Source organism: Arcicella sp., from assembly GCF_964672035.1.
The window spans coordinates 1-16,286 of sequence record NZ_CBABQS010000004.1; the positions used below are offsets into that span (position 1 = coordinate 1).

Genomic DNA, 16,286 nt, shown 5'->3' on the forward strand with positions numbered 1-16,286 from the left:
GGCTACACGTGGACGAAGATTTCGGACGGTTTACCTCAAAATTTTTGGGTGAGTCGAGTGAATGCTTCTAATCACAACGAAGGAACTGTTTATGTATCGTTGAATGGGTATAGAGACGACCATTTTGTGGCTTACGTGTATCGTTCGGATGACTACGGACAGACGTGGCAGAAATTAGGCGAAGATCTTCCAACTGAAGCCGTAAATGTGGTAAAAGAAGATCCTAAAAATCCAAATTTGCTTTATGTCGGCACGGATCACAGTTTGTATATTTCCTTGAACAAAGGAAAATCATTCATGCGTATGTCGGGTGATATGCCCGCTACGCCCGTACATGATTTAATTGTCCATCCACGTGATAATGAGTTAGTTGTGGGTACGCATGGACGTTCGATTTACATTGCTGACGTGAGTTTAATTCAACAATTAGCGGATTCTTTGGTGGATAAAAATTTGCATTTATTCACGATGAAACCGATTAATTTAAATCCACGTTGGGGTAGAGTTGATGCGTCAAAAAAATATAACGAACCTGAAAAAAGAGAATACTTAATTCCTTATTTCACCAAAGCTTCGGGCAAAACGAAGGTGAGTATTTCAACTGATAAAGGCTTGATTATGAAAGAATTAACGGACGATAATGAAGCAGGAATTAACTATGCCATTTGGGATTATACCATCAGTCCAGCGGTGGTAAAAGATTACGAAAAACATTTAAACGATACCAAGAAAAAAGACGATAAAGTCATTGTTTTAGAAGAAAGCGAAGACAAGCAATTTTACATTAAAGCGGGTAAATACAAAGTAGTTTTCGAGACAAATGGTACAAAATTAGAGCAATCTTTTGAAATAAAAACCCCCGAAAGACGCTCACGAAGAATGGCAGTTCCATCGGCAATTTCTTCACCTGGGGAATTTGAGGAATGGTATGAAGAGAGTGGGTTTGAAGGGAAGAAGTAAAAACCAAAAATGGCTGATGAAATAAAATTTATCAGCCATTTTTGTATAAAATTCAAAGAATTACAAACGCTTCAAAATCTCTTCACCAATTGCATCTGTTCCCAAAATCATCTCTTTTGGGGTATCTTTCGTAGCAATATCTCCCGTACGGAAACCTGCTTTCAAGACTGAATCAATAGCGGCAATTACTGCTTCTGATTCTTCTTTCATGCCAAAAGCGATGTCTAATAACAAGGCTGCTGACAATACTGATGCCATTGGATTTGCAATGCCTTTTCCAGCAATATCATGTCCAGAACCGTGTATTGGCTCATAAACGCCCGTTCCATCACCGATAGAAGCGGATGCTAACATTCCCATCGAACCTGCAATTTGACTTGCTTCATCCGTAAGAATATCACCAAAAAGATTCCCTGTAACCACTACATCAAATTGTTTTGGGTCTTTGATTAACATCATCGCACATGAATCCACAAACTGATGCGTAACTTGTACTTCTGGATAATCTTTGGCTACTTCCAAAACAGTTTCTCTCCATAAACGGCTCGATTCCAATACGTTAGCTTTATCAACCGACATCAATTTTTTCCCACGAGTCATGGCTGCATCGAAGGCTTTGCGGGCAATACGTTCTACTTCGTATTTGCTATAAATCATCGTATCATAAGCCGTATTTCCATCTTCGATTCTTTCTCTTTTTCCGAAATAAACATCGCCCGTTAATTCACGGAAGAAAAGTATATCTGCACCTTTCAAAATTTCTGGCTTGATAGAAGAAGCTTCTAACAATTCGTCAAATAATTTGATTGGGCGAAGATTGGCGTATAAACCCAATTCTTTACGCATTTTCAAGAGTCCTTGTTCTGGACGTACTTTGGCGTGTGGGTCGTTGTCGTATTTGATATGCCCAACCGCTCCAAAAAGGATAGCATCCGAAGCACGCATTTTTACGAGTGTTTCTTCTGGAAGAGGGTCGCCCGTTGCTTCGATGGCAACATGACCGATAAGCGCTTCGTCATACGTAAATTCATGACCGAATTTCTCAGCGATTTTCTCTAAAACTTTTTTACCAACGGCAGTAACTTCTTGCCCAATTCCGTCCCCTGGGACTACTAATATGTGTTTTTTTGACATTATTTTAATTATAATAAATTCAACATTTTTTGCGTTGCTTGAATGGCCGAAACCGTTTGGTCAGAATCTAATCCTCTGGTTTTTAAATCTTTACCGTTTAATTTCCAAGTAATGATCGTCTCACAAAGGGCATCCGTTTTTCCTCCTGGTGGAATTCTTACGGCATAATCGGTCAATTGTGGTAATTCAATTCCTTTTTTGAGGTAAATCTTTTTCAGCGCATTCATAAAAGCATCATACTGACCATCACCTTGAGCGCTTTCTTCAAAAATTTCTTTGCCAATTTGTACTTGTAAAGTGGTAGAAGGTTTTAAATTTTTAGAATGAGTCAACACATAATTTACCACAACAACTTTTTCCTCGATGGTGTTACTATCCAAAACATCCGAAATAATGTATGGCAAATCTTCACGAGTTACGGATTCTTTTCTATCGCCTAATTCGATGATTCTTTGCGTAACTTTTTTCAAATCTGCATCTGCTAATTTGATGCCTAATTCTTGCAAATTCTTCTCAATATTGGCTTTCCCCGACATTTTTCCCAACGCATATTGGCGTAATCTGCCAAAACGTTCAGGCATCAAATCGTTGAAATAAAGATTTTTTTTACTGTCGCCATCTGCATGAATTCCTGCCGTTTGCGTGAACACATTTTCACCAACTACAGGCTTATTCACTGGGATTCTAAAACCTGAAAAAGTCTCTACTAATTTACTGACCGAATACAAAGATTTCTCCACGACCGTTGTAGTTACTTCGGGCATAAAATCATTCATGACCGCAATGGTACTTGCCAAAGGAGCATTTCCTGCCCGTTCTCCCATACCATTTACGGTTAGGTGAAGCCCGTGTACGCCCGCTTTGATTGCCTCCATAACATTGGCGACGCTCAGATCATAATCGTTATGCGCATGAAAATCGAAGTGCGTTTCGGGGTAGCGTTTTACAATTTTATCCAAAAACTCAAAGGTTTCTCGGGGAGTCAAAACGCCCAAAGTATCAGGCAAAAGCACCCTTTCAATGGGCTGCTTGGTCAGAAAATCCAAGTATTGGAAAACGTATTCGGGTGAATTTCGCATTCCGTTACTCCAGTCTTCCAAATAAACATTGCATTTTATGCCCTTTGAAATAGCTAAACTGATGACTTTTTCGATTTCGGAAAAATGCTGTTCTGCCGTTTTTTTGAGTTGGTGAGTTAAGTGATTTAATGAACCTTTGGTCAATAAATTCATCACTTTTGCTCCTGCTTCAAGCATCCAATTTATCGAAGTTTCTCCGTCCACAAAAGTTAAGACTTCAATTTTCTCTAAGCAATCGTGTTCCGAAGCCCATTTCGTAATTTTCTTAACTGCCTCAAATTCACCGTCAGAAACCCTTGCAGAAGCAATTTCTATCCTATCGACTATCACTTCTTTCAAAAGCAGTTGAGCAATAGTCAATTTTTCAGAAGCCGAGAAAGACACACCGCTGGTTTGTTCACCATCACGGAGGGTCGTGTCCATTATTTCTATATGTCGCATATTTTAGCTGTGAGCCGTGAGCCGTGAGCTATGAGCTATGAGCCGTGAGCTATGAGCAGTCAGTTGTAAGATTTATTTTCCTTATAACTCAAAACCCGAAACTTACTGCTCATAGCTCATAGCTTATAGCTCATAACCTCTTAATAAAGACTTTTCTCTGCAAATATTACAATTTCACCTTTCATGCTTTGAAGATAATCAATATCATCGAAGCCATTAATCATGTTATTTTTCTTATACCCGTTAATGTCGAAAGATTCTTTTTCGCCCGTTGCTGCAATTGTAACCGTTTGTTCTGGAAGATTTACTTCAATAATTGCTTTAGCATCCGCTTCAATTGCCAAGAAGATTTTATCCAAAAATTCTGGCGAAACCGTTACGGGTAAAATGCCGATATTCAAGGAGTTACCTTTGAAAATATCCGCAAAGAAGCTTGAAATTACACAACGGAAACCGTAATCATAAATCGCCCAAGCGGCGTGTTCACGGCTTGAACCCGAACCGAAGTTACGACCACCCACAAGGATTGCTCCGCTGTAAGTTGGGTTGTTCAATACGAAATCTTGTTTAGGAGAATTGTCGTTATTATAACGCCAATCTCTGAATAAATTATCGCCAAAACCCTCACGTGTTGTTGCTTTCAAGAAGCGTGCAGGGATAATTTGGTCGGTGTCCACGTTCTCGATAGGCATCGGAACAGCGGTGGACGAAAGTATGGTGAATTTATCGTATGCCATTTTTTGTTGTTTTATCTATTCAAAAAATACGTTTTAAATAGTGCTAATTCTTTTAGTTCGTTTTCTATGTATGCTTGAAAAAACTTTTCTCCTACTTGGTGTTGTAAAATAGATACACCCGCATCAATCAGTCTAATTCCTTGTTGCGTTAGCATGATGTTATCAAATTTATCTCCCGAAATATTAGAAGGACGTTTCAAATCATTATGAACGAACCCTTTTTGATGTAACTCCTTTAATTGGTTTTCAAAAACATCAAACCAAATTTCTCGCATCTCAACTTCATACGCTCGATAATCCAATGGAATAATGCGTTCCATTACCAGCATATTGGCATCAATCGCTTCATTATATTCCAATCGTTCAAACTTTACCAATAAATCATTTATGGCATTGGCAAATTTCATTTTCTCCGCTTCTGAACCAATATCAGAACGAGTATCATTGGTAAAGAGCTTACCAACCTCCGTATCTGACAATACAATGACGGTATTATTTGCTCCGTAAGACAATTTTCGAGGATATGTTGCCATGATTAATTACGGATTATAAAAACTGTCTCGGGTCAGTAACTACTCCCGTCACCGCCGCAGCCGCTGCAACCAATGGAGAAGCCAAAAGCGTTCTTGCTCCTGGACCTTGACGACCTTCAAAATTTCTGTTTGAGGTTGAAACGGCATATTTTCCCGCAGGAACTTTGTCGTCATTCATCGCCAAACAAGCCGAACAACCTGGCTGACGAAGTTCAAAACCTGACTCTATCAAAATATCCAGAATACCTTCTTCTTTAATCTGAGATTCTACGATGTGTGAACCTGGCACCAACCAAGCCGTTACGTTGTCCGCTTTTTTACGCCCTTTCACAATAGATGCAAAAGCACGGAAATCTTCGATTCGGCCATTGGTACAACTTCCCAAGAAAACATAATCAATTTTCTTTCCGATGATTTGCTCATTTTCAGCAAAACCCATGTAACCTAATGATTTTTTGTAACTCGCTTCACCATCAATTACATCGCCTGACATAGGAATATTCTGTGAAATTCCCGTGCCTAAACCTGGGTTTGTTCCGTAGGTAATTTGTGGTTCGATATCGGCTGCATTGTAAGTATATTCTTTATCAAATATAGCGCCTTCGTCCGTTTTAAGCGTTTTCCAGTACGCCAAAGCTCTGTCCCAAACTTCACCTTTTGGCGTTTGCTCACGTCCTTCTAAGTAATTAAAAGTGGTTTCATCTGGGGCAATCATTCCACCTCTGGCACCCATTTCGATTGACATATTACAAACCGTCATGCGTCCTTCCATCGACATATTCTCGAACACATCACCCGCATATTCTACGAAATAACCCGTTGCACCTGCCGCAGAAAGTTGAGCAATGATGTATAAAGTGACGTCTTTTGGCAATACCCCTTTACCCAATTGTCCATTCACGTTCACACGCATTTTCATGGGTTTTGGTTGCATAATGCACTGCGAAGAAAGCACCATTTCCACCTCAGAAGTACCAATTCCGAAGGCAATTGCTCCGAATGCTCCGTGCGTAGAAGTGTGCGAATCACCGCATACAATGGTCATACCTGGAAGCGTAATACCATTTTCTGGCCCAACTACGTGAACAATACCGTTTTTGGCGTGTCCCAATCCCCAGTGCGAAATACCGTGTTTGGTGGTATTGGTTTCCAATTGCTGCAATTGATTGGCAGAAAGTGGATCTTGAACGGGTAAATGTTGATTAATAGTGGGCGTATTGTGGTCGGCAGTGGCGAAAGTACGCTTGGCATACATCACATCAATCCCACGACTTTCAAGACCCAAGAAAGCAACAGGACTTGTTACTTCGTGGATAAAGTGGCGGTCAATCAGAAAAACATCTGGACCATCTTCGATTTTACGAACAACGTGTGCATCCCACACTTTGTCGAATAAGGTTTGTTTACTCATATTTTTTGTTTTTTTATTCTATTTGTTATTTTACCACAACCACTGAAGCATCGTAAAATGTCAGTTTCTCTTTGGCATAGTTTTTGGAATTAAATACGTAAGTATTTTACTCTACAAAATTGCAAATTATTTTTCACCTTAATATACCGCCAAACGCCCAAACAATAGCGTTTTTAGTCCAAATGTATTCTCAAGCCTAAAACCTTATGACTCAAAAATGAGTTTTAACGAAAACAGGTTATATACAAAAGAATATTCCGTAAATTTGCAGACTTTAATAACCACTTCACATGAATGAGTAAGAATATATTGTATTTTGAATTAACCACGCCAGTTGAAGATGATAGGCCTGTTTATTTGTCGGGTAATTTCAACGCTTGGTTGCCAGAAAGAGAGGAACTTCGATTAAGTAAGATAGAAGAGGGAAAATACGCTTTAAAATTACCTGATACTATAAAACTGCCCGATACATTTGAGTATAAATACACCAAAGGAGGCTGGAATCAAGTAGAATTAGATGAATTCGGCAATGGGATTCCCAACCGCATCGCCAAAATCAAAAATGGTGTTTATCAAGATTTTGTGCCGCATTGGCGATTAGATGGTGAAAATCTTTCTGAAAATCTTATGCCCGAAATTCGTTTGATTTCTGATGAATTTGAAATGCCTCAACTGGGCAAAAAGCGAGCTGTTTATATTCTTTTGCCTCATAATTACGAAACTTCCACCAAAAATTATCCCGTTATTTATCTGCAAGATGCCCAAAATCTATTTGGCAATGGTTCTGAATTTGGCAATTGGGGCATTGATAAACAATTAGCCGTTTTGTCGGCTCGTGAACATGGGGATGTGATTGTGGTGGCTATTTCACACGGGGGCGAAGAGCGTTTTCAAGAATATTCACCGTATAATAATCCAAAATTAGGCAAAGGGCAAGGTCGTAAATACGCTCAGTTTTTGGCGAAGACTTTGAAACCTTACATTGATAAAAATTTCAGAACAAAACCAGAACGTGAATTCACGGGCATTGGTGGAAGTTCTTTGGGCGGCTTAATCAGTATTTATGCGGGTTTGATGTTTCCAGAAGCGTTTGGTCGCTTGATGATTTTTTCTCCGTCGTTATGGATTTCTCCTAATATTTACTTCGATGCCATTGATTTTCTCTCGCATTTACCCACACGTATCTACGTATATGCAGGCGGAAAGGAGAGTAATTTAATGATTCCAAATGTTGAAAAATTAAAACAAACCTTTGAACGTCAAGGCGTTAAAAAAACAATCATTAATCTGTCCCTCGACCCAGATGGTAAACACAGCGAAGACCAATGGGGCAAAGAATTTCCGAAGGCAATGGAGTGGTTGTTTTATTAACAGCCTTGAGCCATGAGGTTTTGATACTTTTGATTTTAAGGAAGGCTTCTCTTAAAGCGAAGCCTTCCTTTTTAGTAAAACAATAATTCCAAAGACCAAGTTACTATTTTATAGAATCAGCGTAAAAAACTCAAAGTTTATAGCTAATAAAATGAAAAAAGTCGCCATCATCGGGGCAGGTATTGCGGGTATTGCTTCTGCCATTCGTTTGGCTCATAAAGGTCTTGATGTTTCGGTATTCGAGGCGAATGCTTATGCGGGTGGAAAATTGAGCAGTTTTGAAATGAATGGCTACCGTTTTGATGCTGGACCCTCTTTATTTACCCTTCCCAAATTAGTAACTGAATTATTTGAATTAGTGGGCAAAAAACCTGCTGATTTCTTTGAATATGAACAATTAGACGAAGTTTGTCGTTATTTTTGGGAAGATCAAACACGACTGACCGCTTGGGCTGAACCTCAAAAATTTGCCGAAGAAGTAGAAAAAATCACGGGCGAACCTGCCGAAAAAATCACCCAATTCCTTAAAGATTCAGCCTTTAAATATGAGGTTTTGGATGGATTATTCCTCCAAGATTCTCTACATAAATTATCCACTTGGACTTCCAAAAAGGCTTTGAAAGGATATTTAAATCTGCCAAAATTAGGTATTTTTGGAACAATGAACGAAGCGAACCAAAGACTATTCAAGAATCCTAAAATCGTACAACTTTTCAATCGCTACGCAACTTATAACGGCTCTGATCCTTACCAAACGCCTGCAACTTTAAATATTATTCCTCATTTGGAGTATAATATTGGTGCCTTTTTTCCAAAAAAAGGCATGGTATCTATTACAAATTCTTTGGTGAAATTAGCTGAAAGTTTAGGTATTACATTTTATTTTGAGACGAAGGTTGAGGAGATTGTTGTGGAAAATGGAAAGGTAAAAGGGGTAAAGTTAAGAAGTAATGAAGACAATAGTAATGGAGAAAATACGCTCGACCTCATACCTTGCGAAGCCGTAGTTTCAAATATGGATGTTACCCATACTTACCGAAAACTTTTACCCAATGAAAAACACCCAAATTTTCTCTTAAATCAGCCTAAATCAAGCTCTGGGGTTATTTTTTATTGGGGAATTAAAAAGCAGTTTCCTGAATTAGACTTGCATAATATTCTGTTTAGCAATAATTATCCAGAAGAATTTAGGACGATGTTCGAGCAAAAAACCATTTATAAAGACCCAACGATTTACATCAATATTACCTCAAAACACAAAACTGATGATGCTCCAGAAGACTGTGAAAATTGGTTTGTACTCATAAACGCCCCTGCCAACGAAGGACAAAATTGGGATGAAATCATTGCCCAAACCAAAGAAAATGTGTTGAAAAAAGTCAGTAGAATTTTAGGACAAAACATAGCCGAATTGATTGAATGTGAGGAAATTCTCGACCCTCGAACGATTGAATCCAAAACTTCCTCGGCTCAAGGTGCATTATACGGAAATTCGTCTAATAATCGTTTTGCCGCATTTTTGAGACATGCTAATTTTTCATCCAAAATTAAGCATTTGTATTTCGTAGGCGGTAGCGTTCACCCAGGCGGAGGAATTCCTTTGGCGCTTTCTTCGGCAAAGATTATGAATGATAATTTTAAGGAATTGTAAATTATAAGATTAGACCACAGATAAACCCGCAATAGAATTGGGATTGAGCGGATTTACACGGATGAAAATTTAAAAAAAATCCGTGTAAATCCGTATAATCCCTTAAATCCGTGATCTAATCATTTAAGGCAAAGCAAAAGCTACATATTGATTTCCCTTTTTAGTCCCTAATTTAGTGCCTCCGCAAGCAACAACGACGTATTGTTTTCCATTAATTTGATAGGTTGAAGGCGTAGCAAATCCTGCGGCGGGAAGCGTTGTTTCCCATAAAATTTTACCCGTCTTTTTATCAAAAACTCTAAATTTCCCATCTTTTGTGGCGGCAATGAATAATAGTCCACTTGCCGTTACAACGGCACCACCATAATTTTCAGTACCCGTATTATTGATGCCTTTTGCCTTCAATGATTGTTCTTCACCAAAAGGAACTTTCCAGAGAAATTCGCCCGTATTTAAGTCGATGGCATTGAGTGTTCCCCACGGTGGAGCAATAGCGGGTAAGCCTTTGCTATCCAAAAATTTGTTGTATCCTGTGCTTGCGTAGGGTAAACTGGGTACTTTCGTTTTTATCTCCCCTCCTACTTCTTTCTTTTCTTCTCCCAATAAAAAACTCAAAAGCGCTTGTTTTTCATTGGCGTTTAAGGTCGTAAAACCTGGCATCATTCCCTTACCGTTCGTGATAATTTGAGTTATATAGGCTTTATCTCGCCTCGTGCCAATGTCAACCAAAGATGGATATCCACTTTTAGCATTTCCTTTTCTATCATTTCCGTGACAAACCGTACAAGTGGTTGTATAAACTTTTTCACCTAGAGGCAAATGTGCAAGTGCATCTTCCTTGGGCGTATCTTTCATTGTCAGAATCCAAGCCATTTCATTGCAATTGACATACATAATTCCTTCCTTGTCCACGGCTGCTCCGCCCCATTCTGGCCCACCATCGAAACCTGGTAATATTACCGTTCCTTGTTTACTTGGTGGGGCAAATAATCCTTTTTTGTACGTCTTTAATTGAGCGATTAATTCTTCCCGATTTTCTGCATAAGGACTGATATCTTTTTCAGTAAGTTGAAAGGCTTGACGTGCCATCGGAGCGGGTTTGGTTGGTACTGGTTGTGTTGCCCACGATTGCTCTCCTGCAAGCATTGATTTGGGAGCTGCAACTTCATTAATGGGAAAGATAGGCTTTCCCGTAACTCTATCAAAAACAAACACGTATCCTTGCTTTGTTACTTGTGCCACCGCATCAATTAGTTTTCCATTTCGTTTAATCGTTACTAAATTTGGGGGTGCCGGATGATCTCTATCCCAAATGTCGTGATGTGTTGTTTGATAATGCCAAAGTCGTTTTCCCGTACGAGCATCTAAGGCTAAAAGGCAGTCCGAAAACAGGTTTTTACCCTTCCGATTTCCACCATAAAAATCATAAGCCGCCGAACCCGTTGGAGCGAATAAAATACCTCTTTTTCTATCAATTGCCATACCTGCCCAGTTATTGACTGCTCCGATTCCGTCATTTTTGTAGGCATTTTTCGGAAAAGTTTCGTAACCAAATTCGTTTGGATAAGGAATTGTATGAAAAGTCCACGCTAACTTTCCCGTCTTCACATTGAACGCTCGAATATCCCCGGGTGCAGCATCCGCTCCTTCCGAAAGTCGGAGGGGCATAATGATTAAATCTTCGTAAATTGTGCCTGGCGTATTGGAAATAATGAATTTATTTTTCGCAATATCAGGCAATCCTGTATGCAAATCAACTTTTCCTCCATCTCCAAAACTTTCAATCAGTTTTCCTGTTTTGGCATTTAGAGCGTATAAAAATGGACCAACGGTGTATAAAATTCGCTTATCGTTTCCCTCAGCCCAAAATGCAACGCCCCGACTTGTACTGTGCCAAGTGTTCAGTGGGTCGCCAAAACACCAAATTTCTTTTCCCGTGCTGGCATCCAGAGCAAATGCTCTCACTGCGGAAGTTACCCCGTATAATATTCCTTCAACAATAATTGGATTTACCTGCATTTGACCCGTATCTGGAGCGGCATACGACCAAGCAATTTTGAGGCTTTTAACGTTTTCTGGCGTTATTTGGGTTAGACTTGAATAGTGATTACGGTCCGGGCCACCTAAATATTCTGCCCAATCTTCCGAAGTATTTTCATGGTTAGATATCAATTGAAAAGCGGAAAATATAATCGCTGATATTAGCAAAAAAGGAAGTAATAGACGTTTCATAAATTATGAATTGGGAATTTATTTTTAAACATGACAAGTTAAGCGTTTGTTGTTTATTTACTAACCTTTACTTTCCTTTTTATGCCTACTACTAAACAATAAAAGGTCAGCAATAATGCTAACCTTTTATTAAAATCACCACAAAAAAAATTACTTTAGTAGTCCTAAAATAATAGGAATCAATGTTTTAAGACTGAGTGCGATTATCAAAATACCAACCACAATTGTCATCGTTTTTCTTGGCACTTTATTCACAAAAAATGCGGCAAATGGGGCGGCAACTACTCCCCCAACGATTAATCCCGCAATGACTTGCCATCCATTAATTCCTTGAAAAAGTAAGAAAGTAATTCCACTCGCAAATGAGACGGCAAACTCTGCGGCATTAACCGAACCGATGGTATATCTTGGGTCACGTCCACGTCCGATGAGGGTAGAAGTTACGATGGGTCCCCAACCTCCGCCACCAACGGCATCCATGAATCCCCCAAAAATGGCTAAAACACCTAAGTTTTTGGTTTTCTTTTTAACGTTATTATTTCGTAATCCTTTAATAATAATCATCACGGCTAATACAATCATGTAAGCCGCAATGAAAGGTTTGATGACTTTTCCATCAATCACATCCGCCAAAAGATAAGCTCCTATTACTGAGCCAATTACGCCTGGAACGAGCAAATAAGTAACCAATCTTTTATTAATATTTTTGAATTTATAATGAGATATTGCCGATGCTCCCGTCGTGAACATTTCCGCTACGTGAACCCCTGTACTACTGATAGCGGGAGGAACACCCACTGAAATCAAAAAAGAGGTTGAAGTTGCTCCGTAGCCCATTCCCAAAGTACCATCCACTAATTGTGCAAAAACACCAATGGTTAAATAGATAAAAAAGTCTTGATTAATGCCTGCCACTAATTTTTCAACTGAAAATAAGGCGTAGTAATTATAAACCAAAATACTGGCAAGGCCTACCAATAAGATTACAGGAATACCAAACCAAAGCCATTTGGATGAGTAAATACTATTTTTATTTGAACTCACAGGGATTGCTTGTGAAGGAGATTCTACGTTCATTCTAATAATTAAATTGATGTTAATATGTTGATTGGAGGGTAAATTTTCTACAAATGTAATAGTTCTGTTTAGTCTATCAAATAAATAGACTAAATTATTTTTAATAATTTGAGTAAGTTGCCAAAATGCTAAGGAGAGGGAAATTTAAAAAGTAAAATTCAATTTTGCCAAAAACTGTCTTGGGCGAAGTCTAAAATCAGTGGAAAGAAAACTATTATCCGAAAAACTTAAAGTCCGAAAAGTTTTTTCATCGGTTAAATTTTGCAGAAATAAACTTAAATCAATATTGCTATTTTTGAAATGGTAATTTGTAGAACAATCCATTAGTAAATATCGCTGAGTCTGATTTTGCCCGTCTTCAATTTGATATTTATTTACTTCAATTCCGAAAGTCAAGTTTTTGGAAGGAAGGAAATCAATCTTCGTTTTTAAGTCTATTTGCTGAAAATTATTTTGAGAATTTTGCGTTTCCGTTTTTACTGAATTAGATGAATTCATGGCGTTGACATCAAATTGTAATCTAAGCCATTTTCGTGGATTTGAATTGATATTGAATGAGGTAATATTACTCTTAATTTCAATTTTTGCAGACTGATTATTGGCAAATAACCGTACGGATTGTCTTATTTCATAACTATTATTAATGGTGAATTTAGTTTTTATACTGTGCAAATACTTACTAACCTGTAAGAAACCATTTATATTTTGAGTGATATTATCAGAGGCAATCTTAACTTGTTTAATATAAATCCCATCATATGTTTGTTGTCTTAAAATATTGCTCTGAGATTCTCCCAAGCCAACAACAGCATCTAAAAACCAGAAATGAATCATGTCTTTAAAGTTCAGCCTTAAACTTGCAGCATGTCGTTTATTATCAGGAATTTGTCCTGAATTTCTTTCAATATTACGGTAATTTGTCAATAAAAAAGCGTTACTAAAGTCATCAATTTCAGCGATATTGTACTTGAAATTATACTTGAAAGTGGTACTCCATTTGGCAGAAAAAATATAAGTCATTGAAAGGTTTGGTTCAATAACAAAACGATTTTTATGGAGATTTAACCAGTTTATGAAGCTCACAGGTAGATGGAAATCAAGTTTAAAACTTTCCTTATTGACTTCATAATCAGTTTCACCAAAAGCTCGCCAATAGGATAGATTTTGATTATTTGAAAGTAAAGAAGAATCTCCAATGAGTTTTGTAGAAGGGAATCCAAATAAATTAGAAAACAGACTTTGGCTTGAACTTTCAGCCCCTACTTTGGTATTTAATTTCAATTTTTTACTGGCAAAAAAATTGACATAAAAACTAAAAAAAGACTTTTTCATTCTTAAATCTTGGAGGGTGTTTTGTTTAGATATTTGGTTATTGGTAAATACATCTAAATTTTGTGGTGAATTTAAGTAGTAGCCCAAAGCCTTAAATTCAATTAAATTATCTGAAATGGTTTTCTTTTGGATTTTTATTTCGTCCGAAATCCATTGCGTATCATATTGATTTTGTTGGTTTACATTTTGCGTTTTGCCAACTTCGTAATTCTCAATGACTCCATTAGTGTTTTTCCAGCCCATTTTTACAAATAATTTATTGCTAAAATAATATTTGGGTTGATTCGCTACGATTGATAAAGTACTCTCTAATTGATTCAGATTCTTGGCGTTATCCTGTTTTTCTGTGACTGCAAGCGTATCTTTTCCAAGAAAGTATAGACTTTCAAGTGAGCCTTGATTTGTTTGTTTATCTTTTAAATATTCAATATTTAGGACTACATCATATTTTTTTTGGAGTGTCCAAAGATTTTTAGAAGTGAAGAGATGGCTTTGATTGAAGTTTAAATATTTTTGATTGATGGAAGGTTTACTAAGTTCAATAATGGATAAAAGTGGACGTGAAACTTTTAGAAATAGGTACTGCGGACTTACATCAATCAAGTCCTCAATCGTGAGTGATTGCGTTGATGAAAGTAAATCTATCCCAACATTATTACTTTTAAGAATGCTGAAAGATTGATTATTCTTAGCAATTCTGATGGCGTTTAGGGAGTTATCATACTGTACATTTTCATTACTAAATCCTCCACCAATCTGGGCAGTTTTTATCCATTTCGCACGGACAGATTCCTTGAAAACAACGTTTAAACCAGCTTTATAAGAATAAACAATATCTTTCAGAACGTTGATTGGTTGATGATTTTCGAGAATTTCTACTCGTTCAATATCTTGCCAACGGAAATTATCATTGGCGATTTTGTATTTTCCCTCAAATAAATCTTTCCCTTCTGTATAGTATTTATTGATTGGTTCGCCATTGTATTTTATCGTCCCATTTTCGCTAAGTTCAACGCCTGGCAGTTTTTTGAGAACATCCCCTAAATTTCGGTCTGTATTATTACCAAATTGTTTAATATCATAGGAAATCGTATCGTGACTGATACGCACGGGAGGAGTTTTTACAATCACTTCTTTGAGTTCGATTGCTTGCGGAGTAAGGATAAAATCTTGAATTAAATCCGTTTTTTTAATAATTCTTTCCTCCATAGCAAACCCCATTGAAGCCACCACAAGTTTAATGGTATCAGACAAAAAAGGTTTACTGAACTGGAATTGTCCTTTTGAATCCGTGATTGCAAAGGACTGAATTATACTTTCTTGAAGCTTGTACGCCCTAATACTTACCCCTTGAAGGGAACGCTGTTGGGAATCAGTAATTCGACCCGTCAGAAATTGAGAAAAACCCGAAAAGTGTAATAATGTTGATAAAAACGCTACAATTCCTATTTTATTCATCCAACCTATTATTTTTCAGTAAGTTCCATTGGGTTGTAAGTACGTTTGGGTAGGCTTGTTGGAGGAGTATCAAGTGTAAAACTACTTCTTCCATTATTCAGAAACGGCATTGGGTCTTCCAAGAAGAGCTTATTTGCTTTTAGGAATTCTTCTCTGGTTACTTTCTGACCTTTACCATCGGATAGTTCTAAGTCTAAATTCACTTTTTCAATACCTTTACACTCAAAGATAAAATATCCTTTACTTTCTGTTACTTTCAAAATAAGGCCTGGTAAACCAGTAAACTTCCAAGGTCCTTCACTAACATTAATTTCGGGAGTGAACCATACTTCATAATTACGCCCTCTGAATTGACAAATTGCTTTTTGGCACGAATAATTGAGAATACGCATCGTATCTGATTGAATCTTCCAATCAATTGTAGGAATGGACTCTTGTACGGTGTAACTAAACATACCCAAGTTTTCAGTTGCAGTGAGTTGTTTAGAAGTGTAGTTTTTAAATATTATATTTTGTTTGCCTCTCTTATTTTTAGGGGTAATTAAATTCCTCATATCAAGAGCACCTGTTTGTTTAATTTGCTCCATCATAGCATTTTTAGTCTCAAGCAATGAAATACTGTAAAATTTACTCATACTCTTTCCAATTTCAAGACCCATGACATCATAATTCTTTTTCAATAAATCGGTGGAGTCTGTCATCGAAGTTTCATCATATTTAACCAATAAATATGCCTTATCTTTTGGAGATTGAGAAAAAATATTTATACTAAAAAAGAATGCGAACAATAACTGAAATAAATATTGATTTTTCATGTCTTATTTTATTAAATTATTATAGTGCAAAATTATGTTAAAATTGAGGAGTTGA

Annotated in this window: 12 protein-coding genes; 3 read left to right on the forward strand and 9 right to left on the reverse strand. The window is 37.4% G+C overall.

The features are described 5' to 3' along the window. Positions 1-960: WD40/YVTN/BNR-like repeat-containing protein (locus AC1W31_RS01765; RefSeq protein WP_481732676.1), on the forward strand; the 960-nt coding region annotated here is incomplete at its 5' end. A gap of 60 nt (positions 961-1,020) precedes the next feature. On the opposite strand, the gene leuB is transcribed toward AC1W31_RS01765, so the two are convergent. The 5 genes from leuB to leuC form a co-directional block, all read right to left on the reverse strand. Further along, entirely contained in the window at positions 1,021-2,094 is a 1,074-nt protein-coding gene (gene leuB / locus AC1W31_RS01770) for a 3-isopropylmalate dehydrogenase (protein ID WP_481732677.1), read from the reverse strand. 8 nt (positions 2,095-2,102) lie between these two features. Continuing rightward, positions 2,103-3,614, reverse strand: coding sequence for an alpha-isopropylmalate synthase regulatory domain-containing protein (locus AC1W31_RS01775; RefSeq protein WP_481732678.1), 1,512 nt, complete (start codon positions 3,612-3,614; stop codon positions 2,103-2,105). 140 nt (positions 3,615-3,754) lie between these two features. Next, positions 3,755-4,351 carry a 3-isopropylmalate dehydratase small subunit gene (gene leuD, locus AC1W31_RS01780; RefSeq protein ID WP_481732679.1) on the reverse strand — a complete coding sequence of 199 codons (597 nt, stop codon included), beginning with the start codon at positions 4,349-4,351 and terminating at the stop codon, positions 3,755-3,757. An 11-nt stretch (positions 4,352-4,362) separates the two neighbouring features. Next, positions 4,363-4,884, reverse strand: a complete 522-nt coding sequence (locus AC1W31_RS01785) for a BUD32 family EKC/KEOPS complex subunit (protein WP_481732680.1) — start codon at positions 4,882-4,884, stop codon at positions 4,363-4,365. A 13-nt stretch (positions 4,885-4,897) separates the two neighbouring features. Next, on the reverse strand, positions 4,898-6,295 hold the full coding sequence (leuC, locus tag AC1W31_RS01790) for a 3-isopropylmalate dehydratase large subunit (RefSeq protein ID WP_481732681.1): 1,398 nt from the start codon (positions 6,293-6,295) through the stop codon (positions 4,898-4,900). A 294-nt stretch (positions 6,296-6,589) separates the two neighbouring features. Between leuC and AC1W31_RS01795 the strand changes: the two genes are divergently transcribed. Both AC1W31_RS01795 and crtD read left to right on the forward strand, forming a co-directional pair. Then, positions 6,590-7,666 (forward strand): alpha/beta hydrolase, encoded by a 1,077-nt coding sequence (locus AC1W31_RS01795; protein ID WP_481732682.1) that lies wholly within the window; start codon positions 6,590-6,592, stop codon positions 7,664-7,666. Between the two features lie 151 nt (positions 7,667-7,817). Next, positions 7,818-9,317 (forward strand): 1-hydroxycarotenoid 3,4-desaturase CrtD, encoded by a 1,500-nt coding sequence (gene crtD / locus AC1W31_RS01800; RefSeq protein WP_481732683.1) that lies wholly within the window; start codon positions 7,818-7,820, stop codon positions 9,315-9,317. A 123-nt stretch (positions 9,318-9,440) separates the two neighbouring features. Here crtD and AC1W31_RS01805 read toward each other — a convergent pair whose 3' ends face one another. The 4 genes from AC1W31_RS01805 to AC1W31_RS01820 all read right to left on the reverse strand — a co-directional run bounded on the left by AC1W31_RS01805 (position 9,441) and on the right by AC1W31_RS01820 (position 16,231). After that, positions 9,441-11,549 (reverse strand): outer membrane protein assembly factor BamB family protein, encoded by a 2,109-nt coding sequence (locus tag AC1W31_RS01805; RefSeq protein WP_481732684.1) that lies wholly within the window; start codon positions 11,547-11,549, stop codon positions 9,441-9,443. 150 nt (positions 11,550-11,699) lie between these two features. Continuing rightward, positions 11,700-12,626, reverse strand: coding sequence for a sulfite exporter TauE/SafE family protein (locus AC1W31_RS01810; RefSeq protein WP_481732685.1), 927 nt, complete (start codon positions 12,624-12,626; stop codon positions 11,700-11,702). Between the two features lie 144 nt (positions 12,627-12,770). Continuing rightward, positions 12,771-15,416, reverse strand: coding sequence for a peptidase associated/transthyretin-like domain-containing protein (locus AC1W31_RS01815; protein ID WP_481732686.1), 2,646 nt, complete (start codon positions 15,414-15,416; stop codon positions 12,771-12,773). Between the two features lie 8 nt (positions 15,417-15,424). Beyond that, on the reverse strand, positions 15,425-16,231 hold the full coding sequence (locus AC1W31_RS01820; RefSeq protein ID WP_481732687.1) for a GLPGLI family protein: 807 nt from the start codon (positions 16,229-16,231) through the stop codon (positions 15,425-15,427). Between the last annotated feature and the right edge of the window lie 55 nt (positions 16,232-16,286).

Coding starts and splice junctions, on each gene's coding strand:
- leuB (WP_481732677.1), bottom strand. CDS start 2,094: ATGTCAAAAAAACACATATTAGTAGTCCCAGGGGACGGAATTGGGCAA.
- AC1W31_RS01775 (WP_481732678.1), bottom strand. CDS start 3,614: ATGCGACATATAGAAATAATGGACACGACCCTCCGTGATGGTGAACAA.
- leuD (WP_481732679.1), bottom strand. CDS start 4,351: ATGGCATACGATAAATTCACCATACTTTCGTCCACCGCTGTTCCGATG.
- AC1W31_RS01785 (WP_481732680.1), bottom strand. CDS start 4,884: ATGGCAACATATCCTCGAAAATTGTCTTACGGAGCAAATAATACCGTC.
- leuC (WP_481732681.1), bottom strand. CDS start 6,295: ATGAGTAAACAAACCTTATTCGACAAAGTGTGGGATGCACACGTTGTT.
- AC1W31_RS01795 (WP_481732682.1), top strand. CDS start 6,590: ATGAGTAAGAATATATTGTATTTTGAATTAACCACGCCAGTTGAAGAT.
- crtD (WP_481732683.1), top strand. CDS start 7,818: ATGAAAAAAGTCGCCATCATCGGGGCAGGTATTGCGGGTATTGCTTCT.
- AC1W31_RS01805 (WP_481732684.1), bottom strand. CDS start 11,549: ATGAAACGTCTATTACTTCCTTTTTTGCTAATATCAGCGATTATATTT.
- AC1W31_RS01810 (WP_481732685.1), bottom strand. CDS start 12,626: ATGAACGTAGAATCTCCTTCACAAGCAATCCCTGTGAGTTCAAATAAA.
- AC1W31_RS01815 (WP_481732686.1), bottom strand. CDS start 15,416: ATGAATAAAATAGGAATTGTAGCGTTTTTATCAACATTATTACACTTT.
- AC1W31_RS01820 (WP_481732687.1), bottom strand. CDS start 16,231: ATGAAAAATCAATATTTATTTCAGTTATTGTTCGCATTCTTTTTTAGT.